Consider the following 16,604-nt stretch of genomic DNA (forward strand, 5'->3'; position numbering starts at 1 on the left):
GCCTATTGATACGCTTTACCCAAGTTCGACCTGAGTTCGGCGCACATTCGAACTGTTTAAGGTGTGCGGTCTTCAGGAAATGACACTCCGCCTGGCACAGGACCCGGAACTGGCGTAGCTGGCATTGGACCGGGCTCCTCCATTGGTGGGTCCATTAAACTACGCATCGTCGGCAATTCGCGTTGTTGCGGCATACCTGCTTCTTTACGCGATTGATTGATCCGGTTATTCAGGTTACGCAGCGCATTTGATGTTTCTGCCTGTTCGCCTTCGTGAATGTGTGGGATCGCCACCAGAAATACTTCGGTTTGATTGCGTATCGTCCCAGTTGATTTAAACAGATTACCCAGCACCGGCACGTCTCCCAATCCCGGCACCTTCTGTACGTCGGTACTGCCATCCTGACTATACAAGCCCGATAAGATAATGGCGTCACCGGTCTTCACCGAAAAATCGGTTTCAGTCCGACGGGTGGTAAAGCCCGGAATGCCTCCAACACTGACACTTGGATCAATCTTGCTAACCTCAGCCTTGAGAAGTCCTGTGACATTACCGAAAGGGTCTAGCTTGGGTGCGATTTCGATCAGGATGCCGTAAGGTTTAAACGTGACGTTAGTGCCATTCTGGCTAACCGTTGGGATCGGTACTTCTCCACCAGCCACGAACTTGGCCTGACCGCCGTTGCGGGTTGCGATACTGGGCGAAGCTAAGACGAACGCGTTCCCACTATCGACAGCTAACTGAATGATGGACGGAATCGCAATTGATGCATTCACGGCAGCACTTACTCCACGCTGCTTCTGGTCTGGCACAGTGAAGGTGGCACCTGTGCTGTCGGCACTTTGTGGTAACGGCCGCAGATTGGTGCTGCCACGCGTTGCTTCACCAAATATACCGATATTGAAGCCGTTAAAGCTCTTGGCCCAATTGACACCAAGATTCTCCAGATAGCCTTTCTTGAACTCTACAAAGTACAAGTCAAACACTAGCATTTGCGATTCCTGTTTATAGGCCGGTACGGTGTCGATATCTAATGTGGTGGAGTTGATCAGATTGGCATATTGGCCGGTCAGCGCAGTAATTTTAGAGAGATCTTCTCGCGTAGAGATATGTCCTTCGATATATAGTCGCTCACCTCGGCGGACTACTTCAACACTTGGTAAATCGGCGAGTGCAGCTTTGACATCGCGTTGTTGTTTTAGCACATTGAGTGCGGTGACGCGCAGCCGAATTTCACGTGATAAATTCGGCTTTTTCCATAGCAGGATATTGGTCAGTCCGACTTCCTGTGCAATGATCAGAAGTTTTGTTTTTTCGATCACAGCGGTTGACGCAATCTTGCCGTTACCGACTGCAATGCGATTGACTGGCCCGACTTCCATTACGCGGGCCTCACCTGCATACATCAGAATTTCGTCATCAGGCGGAGGCAGAGGTTTGGCAGGGCCTTTCAAGACGCGATTCGCTGCGCTATTTTTTGCGGCGTTTGAGGTTGATGCGCCCGGCTCATTTTCTCCCTGCGCAATTTGACCATCTTGACCAATTACCTGGACGCTACCATTGCGATCAAGTGATTTTCCATCTAGATACTGCACTTCGGCGCCGTCTCTAGATGCAATTTTTTGGGTAGATGCAGTTTTCCAGCCAGAGTCTTGTGCAGCTGGAGCGGCAAAACTAGGTGTCACTATCAAGGCTGACAATAGTACAAGTATACGTGCGGTGCGGTGATTGATCATGTCGTAGCGTGGTTTTTTTATAGTAATCATTGTGGATTCCCTACCGTGCCGAGAAAGCGCTTAAGTGCTTCGATTTTTTTCGCCTGGTCGTCGCCACCGTCTATGTACTCGCCGGTCTTGAAGCGGCCACCGATGATGTAATCAACCTGTGGGCCTTGCGGCAGCTTGAAGCGTTCTTTAGCACCTGGATCAAGTACATCAGACAAAAACAATTTCTTTTGGACGCCATCTACATCGTCTGGGCGGCGCAGGACCGCCACGATACGGGCGCCGGTCTGTACCAAAATCACTTTCTGGGCATCGGCAGCAGGAACCGAAATAGTGACCGTACTGTATGTCGTCCGTCCTGGTTGACTCTGACGGTCACCGAAGCCGCTTTCTTTGGCCCGATCAGCCGCTAGCACTTCGCGTTCGGTGGTCTGGCCTGTCGCCCGGATTTCAACATTTTCCAGTAGCGGTGCCAGCATTGTGTCTTCTTGCGCTGGTCCCGGCGTCGGCATCGGCATTTGTGGGCCATCCGGCGGTCGCTTCATCATGTAAAACAAATCAATATGATCGCCTGCGCGCAGTAAGCCGGAGAACGAATTAATTTCATCCACTGGAATAGTGATGGCACGATCACCCGCGTCAATTGACTTGGAAAAAGGTACGGATTCGTACAAGAGAAAATAGGACTCTAGTAACGGCGTTCCCTTGCGCACCGGTCGGATGATTTTCTTACCGATATAAGCGTCAATCTGTTCTGGAGTGATTGCATCAAAGTTCATATACTCTTTTGGTACCGTGCGCGAAGCTAGCTGGTCCATCGTCAGGATATCGCCGGGACTCAAATCCATACGTGGTACCGTGACTGTTGTACGTACTTTGCTGGCCTCATCGCTGAGGCTTTTTTCTATTTCACTGGAACGGCTTTTTAAATAACTATTAGCCAGAAAAACCGCTAGCGCTGCAATCAACAGAATAACTATTAGCGGAAGCGCTTTCTTAATCTTGTCGGGATTGATGTAACGTTTTAGATTCATAGTGATGGTCTGGAGGTGAGGTTTTAATAAATTCGAAAGACTCGTTTTCTGCTTGAAAAAAGAAGCGCAAAGGACGGTAAGTAAAGGCGGTGCGTGCGGTGCGGATTGTTTGGGTAGTCCTTAAACGGGGAATCCTATTTGTGTGAGCGGTCGTAACTCTCACCCCACCAATGTGTTTTCACGTCGTTAGGATCGCCCTCGGCCCAGGCACCCATATCCATGGCACCAAGGCAGAATCCGATCTGTGGTTCTGCGGGATCAAACTTACCTTCCATTCTGCTGACGATACTGTTCCAGATTATGACGATAACGTCGAAGGCTTCATAGCCGCCGCTGCCGCCTGGCGGTGGTGCCATACTTCCTAATGGATAGAACGGATGCCATGCCAGTGCATTTTGTGCACGGTAGCTGGCTGATGAAGAAAATGGATAGCGGCCGCGAGATAACGCCTTGGCCTGAAATGCGGCGGTCAGGTTGGAGCTCGGGCTAAGTGCGCCCATCATGTTGGTGATACCGATGATGATGCTATTGGCGATCGGGACTTTAAGCGGATAACTCCATAAGATTTCAATCGATAGAATCGTGTTGTCCTGAATGTTTTTGTTAGTCAGGTTACCTTTAAGACTGTCGCTGCTAAGATCGTCGCCGCCAGCGGCAGCGGTAACGCCAAGTGGCGTACGAAAACGCATATAGTCGGATGGTAATTTGAGAATGCCGTAATCCAATCCCTGCAATTCAATGGTGCCAGATTCGAGAAAAGCAGCTTGAGTAGGGTTGTGATACAGAATGCAAGAATTGAACATCGCATCCTTATAGGCCGCTACCTGTGCCTCGACCACGGCGAGTTTACCAGTGCCGCTTCCCATGTACATCGGCGTAATACCGTTTATGAAACCTTGCAATACCGAGCTGTCGCCGTAGCGCATCAGGCCTTGGATGAACGCCCAGACTGCGGGCGTTACTTTGGTTTTAGCCGCTCCCAGAAAGGAAGAGACACCACCGGGCTTGTTGGCCGCCTCGGACCCATCGCCGCCCGATGTGCCGACGTCGCTATTGGCGGAGGGACCGTCCATCACGCCGCCGGCCTGACCGGCCCCGGCCAGTTCATTGCCGGGTGTTGTGACCACGCTAATGACGTCTTTTCCAGAGGCGTCTTTGCTGTGCACTATTTTGCCAACAGCAGCATAGCCGAGGTTGCCAAGTTGCGCGGTGAGTGGATCGGTCACAAAGCGTGGGACGACTCTGCCGTTGCTCATCGCACCGATGCGTGCTGCTTCCTGAACTGCAAAATTATGTGCCAGTTTGGCGCGATACATCAGCATCAGTTGCAGGCAAAGCAGGGCGAATATCAGAACGACGGGAATGGCGACGACGAATTCTACGAGGCTGGCGCCTCGGTGGTGTTTGGACTTGCGTCTATTTTTTCTCAGCATGGGCGTCAGTCGTTGAAGATTTCAGGATGTTGGTTTTAAATAGGCGTTGAGACGACACCAAGTCCTTGGATATAACTAAAATTCAAATGTCGAATCGCGTCTAACAACACACTCAAGACTGACTTTCCATCGACGGAAACAAATAGAACCATGGCCACGAAGACCAGTAAAATGGAATACTCCACCGCAATCTGACCTCGTTCGATGCGCACGAATCTGATATTACGCATGACAATCCTCGCAATAGAAAATCTTCCATTTGGTGCAGACGGGTGAGCCAGTTGTGCTTAATCTTTGGTTCATCGGGTAATCCAGTTGACAACAATAAAAGTCTGTCCTGCTCGTCGGGTGAAGGTATAGGTTGCTTCGTGGTTTTCGCCGGAGACGAACTTGATTACGGTTCCTTTGTTACTTTCAGCGACGCGCCGGTAAGCGACTTTCCAGGCCTCCGCAGCGCGATCTTCTTCATAGAAAGCAATGTTTTGTTCAAGGTCGAAGTTGTTTGTCATCGTCGTCATAATTGATTCACCCGCTTTATCCACGGTCCGCACTTCGTTCAAAATTATCGTGCCGGAAGGTTTGCGCAAGTGTTTGCCGAGCACCGGCGCTTTGGAATCGATATCGGCTTTCATGCGGGTTGGAAGGTCTGACAAGCTAAGATAGCCTTCCGTGGTCTTGCGATTGCTGCTGCTAAGATTGGCCTGCTTCAGCCAACCGTCTCGGATACCGATGATTTGGACTTCGTGACCAGCTGGTTTGGTGGTCACTTTCCAGCTATCTTTGGCCCACGCAGCTGCGATCAGTACAGATGCTTCGCGCAGATTTTGCGGTCCGTCGATTTGAAAGATCAACATCGGCAATCCGTTCACCTCGATTTCATCGGCCATTCTGGTCATTCCCCAATCTTTGGGAATTCCCTCAAGAAGTAACTGTTCTCCACCTTTCCATCTGTCAAATGCATGGGCGCTGGTGGATACCAGAGCGCACAACCAAAAGCACGTTGCGATCAGATTCTTCAATCGGCACACTTCACCATGGTGATAGTTGTCGTGGTTGTGACAACGGTTAACTTTTGCATCGTGGTTGATCCTAACGTTGGTGAACTAGGGTGAGACAAATCGTAGCGCCGGGTTGTCGAACATGGAAATGGTGCGGGCGCGCAATATCCCCGCAGGGCAGAGTTCGTCCTGCGTATATTGCGTTAGGCGGATAGAGCGTGGCACGTTGGAAGTGCAGGCAACACCAACGTAATCGCCTTCAAAAGGTGGTCCGCCCTTAAATTGGAAAGTTTCTTTGTAATCATCAGTTGGTTTAAAAATTTTGAAAAGATCCGCTGGATTTTTCAGGCTGTCGTAATTGAAACTCATTCCTTGCGAGACCAACGAGGAGATCTGCGCGGGATTAATCCCCACCTTATCGACTCGGTAATTGGCGCCAAATCCAGAGGCGCCGCCGATCAGTTGCGACAGGTTGGCGTATTGGCCATTATTCAGCACCATTCCCACATAATTGCTTGGCCCCAACGGGTTGAGTTCCTCAAACATACGCTTGCTGCCAACTGCCGGTGGTGCAGACCAGGAATTGGTCACCATGGTCAAACTACCCAAGCGGGTTGGCGTGGTGGTTCCTGCGTTGGGTGATCCAACTGGCGGCGTCACGCCAAATCGTTGTTGCATGAATGCGGTAATGAAATCACTGAGTCCAATTGCGCCGGTAACCTGGACTTGCTCGTACGATTGGTCATCCAGTTTAAGTCTGGTCAGCGTGTTGTGCGTGGGGTCGAATCCCATCGGTCCGCCCGGGACTTTATTGGCGTTTGTGGTGACGGTCAATGCGCTATTGGCAACGGCAGAAAAGGTAGCTGTTGCAAACGTATTCGAAAAAAAGCGCGCTGCAGTATTCATCCAGTCAGGATGGTCCTGCAGCAAATCGCCGCCACCGTTGGCCTGCGAAAGCCTGGCTCCGCGTGGCGTCAGATAAACATTGCGAAAGACCTTGGGTGCCAGATCTGCATCGCCACTAAATAATGATTGGAAGTCGGCATCGCCATTACTTTTGTATGCCGTACGTTCCCAAATCGCAAAGCGGGTGGCCTCGGTATTTAATTGTTTCAATTCGCCAAAACGCCATACCCACTGCAAGGCAAAAACTAACACCATAAATATACTGCAAGCCAGAATTGATTCCACCAGCGCTTGCCCGTGCTGGCGGCGTGGTTGCAGCAAGGTTGGATAGGGCACTCTGGTCGGCTTGCTTTGGCGTTTGGCTGGGCGTTTAGCTGGGTTGCGCATAGGGCTAGTCGATCAGGAAGAATAGAGATTTTTCCGGATAGTTCAGGCCTTCCAGCCTTGCATTCCAGTACGGCAGTATCAGATTGGCGTGTGACATAACCTGCATTCGAGAGGTCCAGCGCTCCACTGGTGCCCGGTAGTAAACACGGGCCTTGCCGATCGCTTTCAGATAACTTTGTTTGGTCTCGGCGTCATAATCCTTCAACGGTGCACGTCCAAGATTAAATTTGCTTTCTGAGCGCAGCGGCAGTTTCTCTGCCGTTTCCTGCAAGGCCACCACAAAGGATGGACCAATATCTTTTAGGGCATTGTTTTGGACTTCCTTACTAGCCAAAAATATATTGCTGCTGTCCCCGTTGGCACGGTCTGCGTTTTGAACACGGTAGTTACCAAGATTCGCGTGACGCATTTCCCAAAAACCGAAACGTTCGGCCGGCAATCCCATATCGGCCGCAATCACGCCACCCAAGCCAGGTTTTTGGAATAACGTTTCGGTCCCGCGTGAAGTGCGCATCCCCAAAACATCGATTAAATCGCTCAATCCCAGTGCTTTTAGAAGGAATTGAGTAAATGCGTCTGGCGCGTTGACCGGATCGGTAAAGGACATGTTGGGTAAGGTGAAGCCGTTGCCCAACACGTTTGAAACCGCCGAAGAGACGTTGTTACCCTGACTCGACAGGTTCGCAAAATTGGCAGCTTGTTGTGCTAGACCACTCGCAATGCCTACCGCCGGATCTCCGCTGCCTGGGGTTGGCGCGTTCAATGCTGAACCGGATGCGGGAAGACCAGCTGGTGCGCCACCCAATACGCCAGTGGTGTTGCCTGCGTTGGCATCTGCTAGGTTGATTAAAGATGACGCCGAGCTGGTGGAGTTAATGCTGCTGCCGACTGCCTGAATTATCGGTGCCAAAGTGGCAGTGGCTGCATTGCTAATTACCTCGGTGGCATTCGCAATCTGGGCTTGGCCTTTCATTGCTCTATCGGCAGAAGACTCGGCAATATTCATCACGCCGCGATCGTAATATTTTTTCGCCACACCGGCATTCAGTGACGCACAGGCACCGCCGAGGCGCGGTGCGTACACACCGCCGGTTGGGAGCGTGAAATACATGCAGTCGTCAATGGCGACCGCTTCGCCCCAAAAGGATCTTTTCCATGCGTCGTTGCCATTTACCACGTCAACAAACTTTTTCAGGTCATCAGGTATTTCTTGATTTTTGTCTAGTCCCTGACGACCAACTTTGGACATCGTCACGGCACCCGCCATCGGGATATGAATATTAAACAGATGCGGATTAATTTCCATGATGTCAATATTGCTCCACGCGTAGGTACCGTCTTGCATTTGGATCACACGTGACCCACCCGTACGTTCATACAGACACATAATCGGACTAGCGATGAGCCCGACTGTATTCATGAAGGCTTCGATGACGGGGCCGATGACATCAGCAGCGGTGTTGCCAGCGAGCGCAGGTATGATCTGTTCAAGGCCGTTGGTCGATAACCCGGTTAATATCCCGTTGATGGCACTCAGGTTGCAACCGTCTACCGTCCATAAACCTACTGCATTTGGAAACAGGCGTCGCCCAGCCATATTGCTGGTGAAGCCAAACATTTCGTCCATCATCAGGGCATGCACCATATTGTGTTTAATACCGGTGCTGTTCGGCATGTCGGTTTTCATCACTGTGTCGCCTAAGAACTTGCGCGGCGGTTGATGCAGTTTGATCATGCTGCCGAAGTCAACCATGCTTTTGCCAATCTGATACACGATCGTCTGCGGTATATATTCTGCTTGTGGCGCATTGGCGGCCAGCAGATTGCTCTGCATCGAGATCATGGCCGAGGCAGTGGTGGCGAGATGCACTTGTTGCGATGCAAAAATAGCGTAATTAGTCAGTGAGGTCGTCGCCGTGCCAACGTTAGCCAATACCTGACTGGTAACGCGCACACCATCAACGATTTTGTCCCAAAAGGTGGAAAACTTACTGACTGCGTTGAGAACGCCAGATAGACCTGTGCCGATATAAGGAATATATTTAACCAGTGCGGCAACCGCTTTCATCACCACTGAATTGTTTTTCCAGTACTCCTCGGACATAGTCATGTTGGACCACATCGCCGTCATTTGACCGACCGCCTGATAGTTGGCGATCATGGCGCGGTTGGTATAAGAGGTGTAGTTGAGGCCCTCAGCGGCGACATTTGCGGTGCTATAGGCAATGGCGTCGGCGGCGTTCGTTAGTTGGCGTTTCTCACTGGTTACTTGCGCCATGTTATAGACCGCAAATAGTCCGAGACATAATACAGCGGCGAAGAAGATGGCGATTGGTAATACTGCACCACGCTGACGCGCGACGATAGAGCGGGAAGGGCGATGTTGGTGCACAGCTTTGCTGTTGCGCCATACGGCGCTCGCCATCCTTTCTTTAGCGCATGGTGATAAACGTCTCAATTTGCGCCCCGTATTTGAACAAAGTTTTTATAGATTAATGATTTCGCATGGTCAAACACTTTTGTTGCGTGACTAGTCTGCCCGTCGGTAGTGAGGCAACTCTTTCCCGTAAAATTTTCTCGCGTCGCTGTAAAATGTGCGACGCGAGAGTTGTTGTCTCCAGGATTAGCGACAGATGCCGGTAACCGTTTGTGGGGCGATTAACGGTTATCTGTACCGTAATCTTTCATAGTGCGTTGTGTAGCAGCCCTCGTGGCGGCCAGCGTCGCTGCGGTACCAGCGGCAGTAATCTCTGTCTGTCCGTTACTGCCAGACAGTTCTGCAGCCATACCTGCAACCTGATGGCGGATGGTGCTGCCAAAGGCTGCAAAAACACCGATACTTACGACCGCAATCAATGCCACGATGATGATGTATTCGGACATTCCTTGTCCACGTTGGCGCAATGCCGTTTTAATATTTTTAATGTGACGGAATTTGGATAGTGAAAGCGTAGCCATTTGAAATCTCCTAAAGACGCGTGGTTGTGGGACGATTCCCCGTTGCAAGCAAAACAGTCACAAAAAAATTTCCGCAGTTATGCAATTACGTAGCCAACATCAAAAAACGAATGTTAACGGTGCTTTTTTACAGTAGTACGAGGGCTTCTTTTTGGGATTGCTTTGCGGTGCTCGTTGCCGGATAGTTTCGGCAAATTCTGTCAGGATTCACAACTGCTGAAGCGCCGGGCGGCATCAATTCAGGAGCATTTTTTACTACTTCATCGACATAATTCGATAGTGCTCTTTGTCTTTTTAGGTATTTTTCAAAATTATACGCGGCACTTTTTTTAATTTCCCTAACGCAATTGTTGTGCCATGGCACTAAAAATAATTCTGTTTCAAGATCATTTATCTATGAAATTCACGGATTTTTTTAACTGAAAAATTAATTTAAATAGTGTGAATTTTAGGGCGGAAAAATAGGCATTTTTTGCTATAAAAATCATTGTATGGCGTTTTTTGCTTTGCGCAAAAGATGCGTACGAGCGTTCTTATTTCGTGCGTTCTTACATATTTTTGTATCGTTTTTTTAGGTATGCAGCGCTTACTTGAAACGGAAATAGGCAAGTATTACGGCAATGTGACACCGCAAAATTTGCATGCCAGAAGCGGATTTGGATCATTTTTCTCATATAGAAAAATGGGAGAAGCCCGAGATGAGAATTTTGGTCGTAAACTGGTCGCAATAAACAGATTCTTCTTTAGCGCCAGATGCTATCGTTACGCAGAATATTTTTCCTTTTCTATAACCACATTTTTCCGAAAAAATCCTATGCCAGATTTGCCCTCTTTTAGGTCGTTCAGTTTTTTACTGATGACCTTTTTTGGTGCGGCGTCATCAATCGTGCAGGCTGCACCAACTTATGGCCCTGAACTCGAAGGCTTTTCAATGCCTTATCCTTTGCAGCATTACGGCTTTTCATCACAAGGCGTTAATTTGCAAATGGGTTACCTGGACGTGGCTGCGGTCACTAAGCCGAATGGCCATACTGTCGTACTAATGCACGGTAAAAATTTTTGCGGCGTAACGTGGGAAGAGACCATAAAATCTCTTAGCGGCGCGGGATATCGGGTTGTAGCACCAGATCAAATCGGCTTTTGTACATCAACCAAACCGGAACACTATCAATACACATTCCAGCAACTGGCGATCAACACGTATGGGTTGTTGGAAAAGTTGGAAGTCACGAAGGCGACGATTATCGGCCACTCCACCGGAGGAATGTTAGCTACACGTTATGCTTTGATGTATCCACAGCAGGTCGATCAATTGGTCCTGGTCAATCCAATTGGATTAGAAGATTGGAAGGCACTTGGCGTACCTTATCGAACGGTGGACCAATGGAACGAGCGCGAACTCAAGATGACATCGGAGGGTATTCGAAAGTATGAGTTGAATACGTATTATGTTGGACGATGGAAGCCGGAGTATCAGCGCTGGGTAGATATGCTGACGGGATTGAATCAGGGGCAGGGTAAAAAATTGGTGGCTTGGAACTCGGCTCTGATATATGACATGATTTTCACGCAACCGGTTGTATATGAGTTTAAAAATTTAAAGATGCCGACCCTGTTGATGATTGGTGACGCCGATACCACCGCGATTGGAAGTGATGTGGCGCCGCCTGAAGTGAAGGCCGTCATCGGTCATTATTCTCACCTCGGCAAGCAAGTTGCAAAAATGATTCCACAAGCGACGTTGGTTGAATTTCCTGGTTTTGGTCATGCCCCGCAGATGGAAGATCCAGAAAATTTCCATAAAATACTGCTGGAATGGCTTGCTAAACAATCGTGAAGTAGGGGGTCGTGTCAATTTTTTGTTATTACTAGAAAGGTGCTTTCTCGATAAAAAATTGTGTTCAAGGCAACGCAACTCCCTCGTAATCTAATTTGGTAAGCTTTCTGCAGCCTCGCTGCCGGTAAGGCATAATTCAGAGACACATGTGTTGTGTACATCGCATGTGTTTTATGTGTACTCAAGCTTGATTGATGCGCAGCGATTCCTGTTAGTACGTTCATGAGCACGTGAATCATTTTTACCCTATATTTTTTAGATTCAATAAATCGATATTGGCTGTAGTATTTTTTATCATGAGGAAGCGCTATGACTGAAGAAGATATTCGCCGCAACGCGTTTGCTATGCCGTTTCATAATCCCGCCTTTCCGCCCGGACCTTATCGTTTTGTTGATCGGGAATTTTTGATCATCACTTACAGAACAGATCCAGAAGCATTAAAAAAGATTATTCCTGCTCCGCTACAATTTGTTGAACCCATCGTCAAATTTGAATTTATCAAGATGCCGGATTCAACCGGATTTGGGCATTATTGTGAATCGGGACAGGTTATTCCGGTAACGCTGGATGGTGTTGCTGGAGGATACGTTCACAGTATGTATTTGAATGACCAGCCGCCAATTGCAGGTGGTCGGGAGTTGTGGGGTTTTCCAAAAAAGATGGGTGAACCACAGCTAAAAGTGCATAAAGATACGATGGTTGGTACGCTCTCCTATAGTGATACCCAGATAGCCGTTGGAACGATGGGCTATAAGCATTTACCCCTCGACGCAGGCGTGATCAAAAAATCGCTGGAAGCACCGACCTTTTTGTTAAAGATTATTCCACATGTTGACGGGACGCCACGAATCTGCGAACTTGTTCAATATAGCCTCACCGATGTGACGATCAAAGGTGCGTGGAGCGGTCCTGGTGCCCTTGATTTACGCCCCCATGCATTGGCACCGATAGCTGATCTGCCTGTGCTTGAAGTGATTTCTGCTGTACATATTATGTCCGATCTGACGTTGCCGCACGGCACTGTTGTTTATGATTATCTCGCCAATTCAAAGTAAAGGAATGCTATGTCATTAAAAGATAAAGTTGCACTAATTACGGGTTCAGCCAGCGGTATCGGTAAAGAAATCGCCATTGAATACGCACGTGCCGGTGCTAAAGTTGTGATCGCCGATTTGGCCCTCGACGCTGCTACCGCTACCGCTGACGAAATCAATAAGTCCGGTGGTACTGCAATGGCAGTCGCGATGAACGTCACGGATGAAGCGCAGGTTGATAAGGGAATCGCAGATACGGTTGCCGCTTTTGGCAGTATTGACGTGCTGATCAGCAATGCGGGAATTCAGATTATCGCGCCTATCGTTGACTCGACGTTGGATAACTGGAAAAAAATGTTGGCGATTCACCTCGATGGCGCTTTTTTGACCACGCGCGCGGCTATGCGAGAAATGATCAAGGCGGGAACGGGCGGTTCGATCATTTATATGGGATCGGTGCATTCGCATGAAGCCTCGCCCCTGAAAGCACCGTATGTTACCGCTAAGCATGGTTTGATCGGTCTGGCAAAAGTAGTCGCCAAGGAAGGTGCAAAGAACAAGATTCGCGCGAACGTCATTTGCCCCGGTTTTGTGCGTACACCGCTGGTTGAAAGGCAGATTCCAGAGCAAGCCAAGGAATTGGGAATCACTGAAGATCAGGTTATCAAAAACGTGATGTTGAAAGATACCGTGGACGGTGAATTCACGACGGTACATGATGTCGCGCAAACAGCCATATTTCTTGGGGGATTCGAATCTAATGCATTGACTGGCCAGTCGATCGTGGTGAGTCATGGTTGGTTTATGCAATGATCCAGACAATCATCGTCGCCGCTGTAAACTATAATTTGTAACACTTTTGATTTATGAGATTCGCCCGCAATACTTAAAATTAATTCGCATCAGGTGGCGCACATCGTGTGCTATCTGATTGCGCGAATTCGTTAAAATTCTTCCAATTACATCCTCTCATTTCACGCTCTATTTTTAAGCTGTGACGCTGTTGTTCGTCCACGTTTTCTTTTCACTTTAGTAAAAAAGGAAGGTGAAAAAAAATACAGGCAGATTTTTAGAAAAATTTCACCTGATCAAATCATTGCAATATGTTGACCTCAGAAAGAAGTCAATGGAACGCTACGACCCGATGAAAACCTGTCTTAGGTTGCGCTAATAAAGAGAGAATTATCTTGGCAGAATTGTCTTGGTTTACCTGCTGGGAATGAATTCATCTCGTTTATAGTGAATCGAAGCGAATAACAATCTAAGATAGGTCATCGTGGAAAAAATAAATGTGAGACAAGCAGAAATCATCCTGGCTATGCAAGATAAAATTAATCGAAAGGTTGATGATAATTGGTTAGGTTCGGGATATCCCTATTTACGCGGTGTACTGGTTGAGGCTGTCGAAGCACTGGATCACTATGGATGGAAATGGTGGAGTAGCGAGCCAAGAGATTTTTCTCTAGTGCAGATTGAGCTCATTGATATGTTGCACTTCAGCTTGTCTCACCTTATTAGTGAATGTGATGGGAACCTGAATGTAGCGACAAGCGTGTTATTAAGTCGCTCCAATCCAAAACTGGAAAGCTGCCATTTTGATGGCAAAGAATATACGTTGGCGCAGTGCGACGTACCGAAGCTATTGGAGCTAATCGCGGCTTTTGCTGCTAGTGGGCGCAACGAATTGGCTTTGCTGGAGGTCACGTGTCGTGCCTGTTGTCTGAACTGGGACCAGATTATGGTCTTATATATTGCTAAGCATGTATTAAATGTTTTCCGCCAAAACCACGGCTATAAAACTGGGCGCTACACCAAAGTATGGGGCGGGAAAGAGGACAACTCGCATCTGATCGAAATTGTCTCCTATCTTGATCCCGCGGCTGCTAATTTTTCAATGCAAATTTACACATTGCTCAATGAGCGTTACGCTTTTTATGCTTTGTTGCCTCAACCCATCATTTGTGCGCAAAGTGATCGTTCTGACAATTGACGCATTACCTGGCCCTCGTGGATTACCTTGATGCGGTTTTCGTATTGTTTTTAGGCTATTTGGGGGCTGTTTTTAGGTTGTTTACTGCAGCCAGCAATTGGATGCTCTACAATCAAGCTTAATCTGTCCACATTGCAAGGCACCTAATAATATGAAACCATTTGAACCCAATCTACAAGCGCTCGCTGTCGCACGCGATGTTTTGCTAACGCCTTTCGGCCTTGATGAATCCAGTCTGCAAAAAGCGCTCGCGACGATGTTCACGCACAAGGTGGATTATGCCGATCTCTATTTTCAGTTTACAAAAAGCGAAGGCTGGAGTCTGGAAGAGGGAATTGTCAAAACCGGTAGCTTCTCCATTGATCAAGGCGTCGGTGTACGCGCGGTTTCTGGCGATAAAACGGCGTTCTCTTACTCAGACGAAATTTCGGAACGCGCATTACACGATGCTGCAATTGCGACGCGTACCATTGCGCGTCAAGGTGCAGGAAAAGTAAAAATAGCGAGTGTCATGGAGCAAAAAGGCGGTCGCTCGTTGTATTTGCCCAACGATCCTTTAACGTCGCTGGATGCAACTGAAAAAGTAAAATTGCTGGAGCGAATCGAACGCATAGCCCGCGCTAAAGATTCGCGCGTCGTGCAAGTCATGGCCGGGCTGGCTGGTGAATATGACGTCGTTCTGGTAGCGCGAAGTGATGGCGTTATTGCTGCCGATATTCGCCCATTGGTACGACTATCAGTCACTGTTATTGCAGAAAAAGATGGTCGACGTGAAATGGGTAGTAGCGGCGGTGGCGGTCGTTATAGTTACGGTTATTTTACCGATGAGTTGCTGGAAAAATATGCCGCTGAAGCAGTCGCAGCGGCCTTGGTGAATTTGGACGCTCGTCCCGCTCCTGCCGGTCCAATGACCGTGGTGCTGGGTAATGGCTGGCCAGGTATTTTGTTGCATGAAGCGATTGGTCATGGCCTCGAAGGCGATTTTAATCGCAAAGGTTCCAGCACGTTCTCGGGGCGCATCGGAGAGCGCGTTGCCGCCAAAGGCGTAACGGTAGTCGATGACGGAACGCTGGCGGACCGTCGTGGCTCGCTGAACATTGATGATGAAGGCAATCCAACGCAGTGCACCACGCTGATCGAAGACGGTATTCTCAAAGGTTATATTCAAGACACCATGAACGCGCGTCTCATGAAGATGCCGGTCACGGGTAATGCACGTCGTGAATCGTTTGCCCACCTTCCGATGCCACGGATGACCAACACCTACATGCTCGCCGGTGATAAAGATCCGGCTGAGATTCTAGCTTCGGTCAAAAATGGCTTATATGCGGTAAATTTCGGCGGCGGACAGGTCGATATAACGAACGGCAAGTTCGTATTCTCCGCGAGCGAGGCATACATGATCGAAAACGGTAAGGTCACTTATCCGGTCAAGGGTGCGACGCTTATTGGTAATGGCCCTGACGTACTGCATCGCGTGTCGATGATTGGCAACGACATGCGTCTTGATCCAGGCGTGGGCGTCTGCGGTAAAGAAGGTCAAAGCGTACCTGTTGGCGTGGGACAGCCAACGTTGCGGATTGATGGCGTGACCGTAGGTGGAACTGCTTAAAAGCGAAAGGCGCATGATGGTCGAAAAGGTTGCCGTCGCTGATAAGTCGGAGCATGAGGTAAAAAATAATCAGGAAAATATCCGGATGCTCGACTGGAGTTGGCTTCCATTTCAAGATTTGAGCGCTTCCCAGACGTATGATATGTTGGCTTTGCGTCAGCAAGTCTTCGTTGTAGAGCAGAAGTGTGTTTTTCAAGATGCAGACGGGATTGATCAGCAATGCTGGCACGGACTCGGCTATTTGCCCAACGCCGGTTTAGTAGCCTATGCGCGCATCGCACCGCCCGGTGTTGTTTACGCAGAAGCGTCAATTGGTCGGGTCGTAACCGCGTCAACATTGCGTGGCATGAACGCCGGACATGCCTTGATGAATCAAGCGATGGCGCAAGTCGCGAAGTTATTTCCCGGGCATGCCATTAAAATTGGTGCGCAGGCGCATTTGCAACGGTTCTATGGTCGCTACGGTTTTGAGCCGATCGGTGAAGTGTATGATGAAGATGGCATTCCTCACATTCAAATGATAACCACCAGTATGCCAAATTCGTCGACATTCATGCACGACGAAACTATTGCAAAAATTCGTAAGTCTTAGCATTCTCCGATGTTTCTCGAATGATAAAAACCGCCACGGATGGCGGTTTTTTTTTGCGCGAAGATTTTTTTCACGTAAAGCTATCCTCTTTTTTTTCA

14 protein-coding genes are annotated in these 16,604 nt (G+C 48.8%); 6 read left to right on the forward strand and 8 right to left on the reverse strand.

The window, feature by feature from the left end; genetic code table 11:
- Window positions 1-56 precede the first annotated feature (56 nt).
- From ACXX82_RS17835 to ACXX82_RS17870, 8 genes are all read right to left on the reverse strand, one after another.
- Complete coding sequence (locus tag ACXX82_RS17835) at window positions 57-1,766, reverse strand: type II and III secretion system protein family protein (protein WP_323506947.1); 1,710 nt, start codon at window positions 1,764-1,766, stop codon at window positions 57-59.
- Window positions 1,763-2,758, reverse strand: coding sequence for a Flp pilus assembly protein CpaB (gene cpaB / locus ACXX82_RS17840; RefSeq protein ID WP_322237013.1), 996 nt, complete (start codon window positions 2,756-2,758; stop codon window positions 1,763-1,765). Before cpaB ends, ACXX82_RS17835 begins: the two co-directional genes overlap by 4 nt.
- 134 nt (window positions 2,759-2,892) lie before the next feature.
- Entirely contained in the window at window positions 2,893-4,191 is a 1,299-nt protein-coding gene (locus ACXX82_RS17845; RefSeq protein ID WP_323506949.1) for a TadE/TadG family type IV pilus assembly protein, read from the reverse strand.
- Between the two features lie 35 nt (window positions 4,192-4,226).
- Window positions 4,227-4,421, reverse strand: a complete 195-nt coding sequence (locus ACXX82_RS17850; protein ID WP_322237015.1) for a Flp family type IVb pilin — start codon at window positions 4,419-4,421, stop codon at window positions 4,227-4,229.
- A 69-nt stretch (window positions 4,422-4,490) separates the two neighbouring features.
- Complete coding sequence (locus ACXX82_RS17855; protein ID WP_458563403.1) at window positions 4,491-5,210, reverse strand: hypothetical protein; 720 nt, start codon at window positions 5,208-5,210, stop codon at window positions 4,491-4,493.
- 84 nt (window positions 5,211-5,294) lie between these two features.
- On the reverse strand, window positions 5,295-6,482 hold the full coding sequence (locus ACXX82_RS17860) for a hypothetical protein (RefSeq protein WP_323506951.1): 1,188 nt from the start codon (window positions 6,480-6,482) through the stop codon (window positions 5,295-5,297).
- Between the two features lie 4 nt (window positions 6,483-6,486).
- Complete coding sequence (locus tag ACXX82_RS17865) at window positions 6,487-8,940, reverse strand: pilus assembly protein TadG-related protein (RefSeq protein WP_323506952.1); 2,454 nt, start codon at window positions 8,938-8,940, stop codon at window positions 6,487-6,489.
- Between the two features lie 200 nt (window positions 8,941-9,140).
- Entirely contained in the window at window positions 9,141-9,440 is a 300-nt protein-coding gene (locus ACXX82_RS17870; protein ID WP_322237019.1) for a Flp family type IVb pilin, read from the reverse strand.
- Window positions 9,441-10,254: 814 nt separating this feature from the next.
- Here ACXX82_RS17870 and ACXX82_RS17875 point away from each other — a divergent pair.
- The 6 genes from ACXX82_RS17875 to ACXX82_RS17900 all read left to right on the forward strand — a co-directional run bounded on the left by ACXX82_RS17875 (window position 10,255) and on the right by ACXX82_RS17900 (window position 16,506).
- Window positions 10,255-11,277 carry an alpha/beta fold hydrolase gene (locus ACXX82_RS17875; RefSeq protein WP_458563404.1) on the forward strand — a complete coding sequence of 341 codons (1,023 nt, stop codon included), beginning with the start codon at window positions 10,255-10,257 and terminating at the stop codon, window positions 11,275-11,277.
- A gap of 309 nt (window positions 11,278-11,586) precedes the next feature.
- Complete coding sequence (locus ACXX82_RS17880; RefSeq protein WP_323506953.1) at window positions 11,587-12,333, forward strand: acetoacetate decarboxylase; 747 nt, start codon at window positions 11,587-11,589, stop codon at window positions 12,331-12,333.
- Window positions 12,334-12,342: 9 nt separating this feature from the next.
- Window positions 12,343-13,125: a 3-hydroxybutyrate dehydrogenase gene (locus ACXX82_RS17885; RefSeq protein ID WP_322237021.1), complete on the forward strand. Its 783-nt coding sequence runs from the start codon at window positions 12,343-12,345 to the stop codon at window positions 13,123-13,125.
- 463 nt (window positions 13,126-13,588) lie between these two features.
- Window positions 13,589-14,302 carry a dUTP diphosphatase gene (locus ACXX82_RS17890; protein WP_322237022.1) on the forward strand — a complete coding sequence of 238 codons (714 nt, stop codon included), beginning with the start codon at window positions 13,589-13,591 and terminating at the stop codon, window positions 14,300-14,302.
- Between the two features lie 151 nt (window positions 14,303-14,453).
- Window positions 14,454-15,914 carry a metalloprotease TldD gene (gene tldD / locus ACXX82_RS17895; protein WP_322237023.1) on the forward strand — a complete coding sequence of 487 codons (1,461 nt, stop codon included), beginning with the start codon at window positions 14,454-14,456 and terminating at the stop codon, window positions 15,912-15,914.
- A gap of 13 nt (window positions 15,915-15,927) precedes the next feature.
- Window positions 15,928-16,506 (forward strand): GNAT family N-acetyltransferase, encoded by a 579-nt coding sequence (locus ACXX82_RS17900; protein WP_458563405.1) that lies wholly within the window; start codon window positions 15,928-15,930, stop codon window positions 16,504-16,506.
- The last annotated feature ends 98 nt before the right edge of the window (window positions 16,507-16,604 follow it).

Source organism: Glaciimonas sp. GNP009 (assembly GCF_054343755.1).

What these genes read in the sequence shown, in the direction of transcription:
- ACXX82_RS17835 (WP_323506947.1), bottom strand. Translation starts at nt 1,766, where the DNA reads ATGATTACTATAAAAAAACCACGCTACGACATGATCAATCACCGCACC.
- ACXX82_RS17850 (WP_322237015.1), bottom strand. Translation starts at nt 4,421, where the DNA reads ATGCGTAATATCAGATTCGTGCGCATCGAACGAGGTCAGATTGCGGTG.
- ACXX82_RS17880 (WP_323506953.1), top strand. Translation starts at nt 11,587, where the DNA reads ATGACTGAAGAAGATATTCGCCGCAACGCGTTTGCTATGCCGTTTCAT.
- cpaB (WP_322237013.1), bottom strand. Translation starts at nt 2,758, where the DNA reads ATGAATCTAAAACGTTACATCAATCCCGACAAGATTAAGAAAGCGCTT.
- ACXX82_RS17885 (WP_322237021.1), top strand. Translation starts at nt 12,343, where the DNA reads ATGTCATTAAAAGATAAAGTTGCACTAATTACGGGTTCAGCCAGCGGT.
- ACXX82_RS17845 (WP_323506949.1), bottom strand. Translation starts at nt 4,191, where the DNA reads ATGCTGAGAAAAAATAGACGCAAGTCCAAACACCACCGAGGCGCCAGC.
- ACXX82_RS17900 (WP_458563405.1), top strand. Translation starts at nt 15,928, where the DNA reads ATGATGGTCGAAAAGGTTGCCGTCGCTGATAAGTCGGAGCATGAGGTA.
- tldD (WP_322237023.1), top strand. Translation starts at nt 14,454, where the DNA reads ATGAAACCATTTGAACCCAATCTACAAGCGCTCGCTGTCGCACGCGAT.
- ACXX82_RS17870 (WP_322237019.1), bottom strand. Translation starts at nt 9,440, where the DNA reads ATGGCTACGCTTTCACTATCCAAATTCCGTCACATTAAAAATATTAAA.
- ACXX82_RS17875 (WP_458563404.1), top strand. Translation starts at nt 10,255, where the DNA reads ATGCCAGATTTGCCCTCTTTTAGGTCGTTCAGTTTTTTACTGATGACC.
- ACXX82_RS17860 (WP_323506951.1), bottom strand. Translation starts at nt 6,482, where the DNA reads ATGCGCAACCCAGCTAAACGCCCAGCCAAACGCCAAAGCAAGCCGACC.